This is a genomic window from Actinomadura sp. 6K520 (assembly GCF_004349245.1).
In the GTDB taxonomy this organism is placed as follows: Bacteria; Actinomycetota; Actinomycetes; order Streptosporangiales; family Streptosporangiaceae; genus Spirillospora.
This window is the reverse complement of record NZ_SMLC01000319.1, coordinates 1-4,057: the sequence shown is the minus strand read 5'-3', so window position 1 is coordinate 4,057 and position 4,057 is coordinate 1. Positions and strand designations below refer to the sequence as shown.

The 4,057-nt window shown below is 69.2% G+C and carries 1 protein-coding gene; it reads right to left on the bottom strand.

The features are described 5' to 3' along the window. The coding region (locus tag E1289_RS36670) for an SDR family NAD(P)-dependent oxidoreductase (RefSeq protein WP_165970775.1) at positions 1 to 3,968 on the bottom strand (3,968 nt) is incomplete at its 3' end. Between the last annotated feature and the right edge of the window lie 89 nt (positions 3,969 to 4,057).

The following is a 4,057-nucleotide window of genomic DNA, read 5'->3' as shown; positions in this document are numbered from 1 at the left end:
GCGATGTTCAGGGGTGTGAGTTCGGGGTGGCGGTTGAGGTGGTCGAGGAGTTGGTGGGCTTGTTGGCGTAGTGCTGTTTCGGTTTTGGCGGATAGGCGCCAGTCGACTTGTGGCGGTTGGGTTTCGTTGATGACGCCTTGGGCGGGTTGTGTTTTGGGTGTGGGGGGTTGTTCGAGGATGAGGTGGGCGTTGGTGCCGCTGATGCCGAAGGAGGAGATGGCGGCGCGGCGGGGCCGGTCCAGTTCGGGCCAGGGTTGAGCTTGGGTCAATAGTGTGACGGCCGCTGAGTTCCAGTTGATGTGGGGGGAAGGCTTATCGACGTGCAGGGTTTGGGGGAGTTGGCGGTGGTTGATGGCTTGGACCATTTTGATGACGCCTGCGACCCCGGCGGCGGCCTGGGTGTGGCCGATGTTGGATTTCAAAGAGCCGAGATAGAGGGGTTGGTTTTCGGGGCGGTTGTGGCCGTAGGTGGCGAGGAGGGCGTTGGCCTCGATGGGGTCGCCGAGTGTGGTGCCGGTGCCGTGGGCTTCGACGGCGTCCACATCACCGAAATCGAGTCGGGCAGCGGTGAGGGCTTGGCGGATGACGCGTTCTTGGGCGGGGCCGTTGGGGGCGGTGAGTCCGTTGGAGGCGCCGTCCTGGTTGATGGCTGAGCCGGGGATGACGGCCAGGATGTGACGGTTGTTGCGCTGGGCGTCCGACAGGCGTTCCAGTAGGACCAGGCCGACGCCTTCGGCGCCGACCGTGCCGTCGGCTGAGGCGGCGAAGGGCTTGCAGCGGCCATCGGGTGCCAGTCCGCGTTGGCGGCTGAACTCGATGAACAGTCCTGGTGTCGACATGACGGTGACGCCGCCGGCCAGTGCGAGGTCGCATTCGCCGCCGCGCAGGGCCTGCGCGGCGAGGTGCAACGCGACCAGTGACGACGAGCACGCGGTGTCCACCGTCACCGCCGGACCCTGCAGCCCGAGCGAGTAGGAGACCCGGCCGGAGATGACGCTGGCCGCACTCCCGTTGCCGATGTATCCCTCGTACTCTGCGGGCAGACCGTTGAGGCGGGTGGCGTAGTCGTTGTACATGACGCCGGTGTAGATGCCGGTGGAGGTGTCTTTGAGCGTGGTGGGGTCGATGCCGGCGCGTTCGATGGTTTCCCAGGCGACTTCGAGCAGGAGCCGCTGCTGCGGATCCATGGCGGTGGCTTCGCGGGGGGAGATCCCGAAGAACGCGGCGTCGAACTGGTCGGCGTCGTGCAGGAACCCGCCCTCACGCGCATAGGACTTCCCGGGAACGTCCGCGTCGGCGTCGAAGAGGGTGTCGAGGTCCCAGCCGCGATTGTCGGGGAACGGAGTGATGGCGTCCGCGCCATCGGCCACCAGATCCCACAGTTGCTCGGGTGACGCCACACCGCCGGGGTAGCGGCAGCCCATCGCCACGATCGCGATCGGCTCATCGGCCGGAGCGCGGACGCGGTCCGCGATGTGCGCGACCTCGCCTCCTTGGAGCCGCTGACGGAGGTAGGCGACGAGCGCCTGCGGTGTGGGGTGGTCGAAGACCAGGGTGGTGGGCAGCCGCACGTCGGCCGCCGCGGCGAGCCGGTTGCGAAGTTGGAGCGAGGTCAGGGAGTCGAACCCCAGATCCTTGAAGTTCTGGGTGGGCGCGACGGCGTTCGGGTCGGTGTGGCCGAGCACCTCCGAGATGTTCGCGCGCACCAGGTCCAGGAGTGACTTCTCCAGTTCTGGGCCCGCGAGTCCCGCGAGCCGCAGGGAGGTCTCGGAGGCTGCGCCCCGGTGGCGGCGGGTTGTGCCCGGAACGAGCGCGCGGAGCAGTGGGTGGAGTTCGCCGTGCTTGCGGATGGTCCGGGTGTTGATCTCGGCGGGGACAAGAGCCGGACCGCGATGGCCAAGTGCCCTGTCGAACAGCCGGAGCGCCTGTTCGGGCGTCAGTGGGGTGAGGCCGGTGCGGGCGATGCGTGCGCGGTCGGCTTCGGTGAGGTGGCCGGTCATTCCGCTGGGCTGATCCCAGAGTCCCCACGCGAGACTGACGGCCGGAAGCCTCTGCGAATGCCGGTGGTGGGCGAGCGCGTCCAGGAAGGCGTTGGCCGCCGCATAGTTCCCCTGCCCGGGAGAACCGAGGGTTCCGGCCAGCGACGAGAACAGGACGAATGCGCTGAGGTCCTCGTCCTTGGTGAGCTCGTGGAGGTGCCAGGCCCCGTCGAGCTTGGAACGCAGCACCGTCTCCAGCCTCTGGGGCGTCAGCTCCGCGATCATGCCGTCGTCGAGGACGCCTGCGGCGTGGACGACGGCGGTGAGCGGGTGTTCCGCGGGGATGCCGTCGAGCAGGGCGGCGAGCGCGTCGGCGTTGGCGGTATCGCAGGCGGCGACAGTGACCTCCGCGCCCAGGTCGGCCAGCTCGTCCTGCAACTCGGCGGCTCCGGGGGCGTCGGGCCCGGACCTGCTGGCCAGCAGGAGATGCCGCGCGCCATGATGGCCGGCGAGGTGCCGGGCGATGGCGGCGCCGAGCGTCCCGGTGCCGCCGGTGATCAGGACGGTGCCGTCCGCGCCGAAAAGACCCGGATGGTCGCGACCGCCCTCGTCCCTGGTGGTGCTCCTGGCGAGGCGCGGTACGAACAGACGGCCGTTGCGTAGGGCGAGCTGCGGTTCCCCGGTGGCAAGGGCGGACGAGATCGCGGCGGACGAGTCCGGGTGCTCGTCGAGATCGATGAGTGTGAAGCGGTCCGGATGTTCGAGTTGGGCGGTGCGGACCAGCCCCCAGATCACCGCCTCGGCTGGATCGTCGACTGCGTCCTCCGCACGGATCGCAACCGACCTGTGGGTGACGATGACCAGCCGCGAGGATTCGGCTTGGTCCAGGGCCAGCCAGGCCCGCAATGCACTCAGCGTCTCGTGCGCGGCGTCGTGGCCGGCGGCGGGAACGCTCCCGGACCTACCGGCGGACGGCGTCCAGACCACCACTTCGGGTAGTGGGGACCCGCCGTCGAGGGTGGCCGCCAACGCGTCGAGATCCGTGTGGTGGACCTCGTCCGGCAGGCGTCCGGCAGCCGGACCGTCCGCTTTCAACTCCCGCCACTCCACCTGGAACAGTGCGCCGCGCTGGTCCGCGTTCGCGGAGAGCAGCGCCTCGGTCACCGGAAGCAGAGCGAGTTCGCCGATGGTCGCGATGGCCCGGCCCCGCGTATCGGACGCGGTGATGCGGTACCGGCCCTCTTCAATGGACTGGAGGTGCGCGCGCACGGTGGTCGCACCTGCGGCCTGGAGAGAGACGTTCTGCCAGGTGAAGGGGAGCTTGATCGGCTCGTCCGTGGACCCGGTCAGCGCGAGGGCGAGAGGGTGAAGTGCGGCGTCGAGGAGTGCGGGGTGGATGCCGTATCCGGTGGTGTCGGTGTCGTCGGGGAGGGCGATCTCGGCGTAGAAGCCGTCGCCGTTCTGCCAGGCGTGGGTGAGGCCCTGGAAGGTGGGGCCGTAGTCGTAGCCGCGTTCGGCGAGCCCGTCGTAGAAACCGGTCAGGTCGATGGGCGCCGCGTTCGGCGGAGGCCAGTTCTCCCCGCCGGGGGCCGGGGGCTCGGCCGCTGCTGAGAGCCTCCCACTGGCATGGCGCGTCCAGCCGGCGACGTCCGCGTGCCCGGCCGGTCGTGAGTGGACGCTGATGGCACGCCGGTTGTCGTCGTCGGTGGGGTCGAGAGTGACCTGGAGGTCGACGGAGCCTTGCTCGGGCAGGCACAGCGGGCTTTCGAGGATGAGTTCCTCGACATGCGGGACACCGGTGCGATCTCCGGCATGCAGCGCGAGCTCCACTAACGCCGCACCGGGGACCAGAACGATGCCATGCACGGCGTGCTCGGCCAGCCAAGGGTGCGTGCGCAAGGAGAGGCCACCGGTGAACAGGCAGGCGCCCGTTGCCGAGATCTCCGTGACCGCGCCGAGAAGAGCGTGTTCTGCGGATTCCAGCCCCAAGGATCGCGTGTCCCCGCCGGCGGGGGAGATGTCGAGCCAGTGGGTCCGATGCTGGAAGGGGTAGGTGGGGAGGGGTGTGGTGTGGGGGG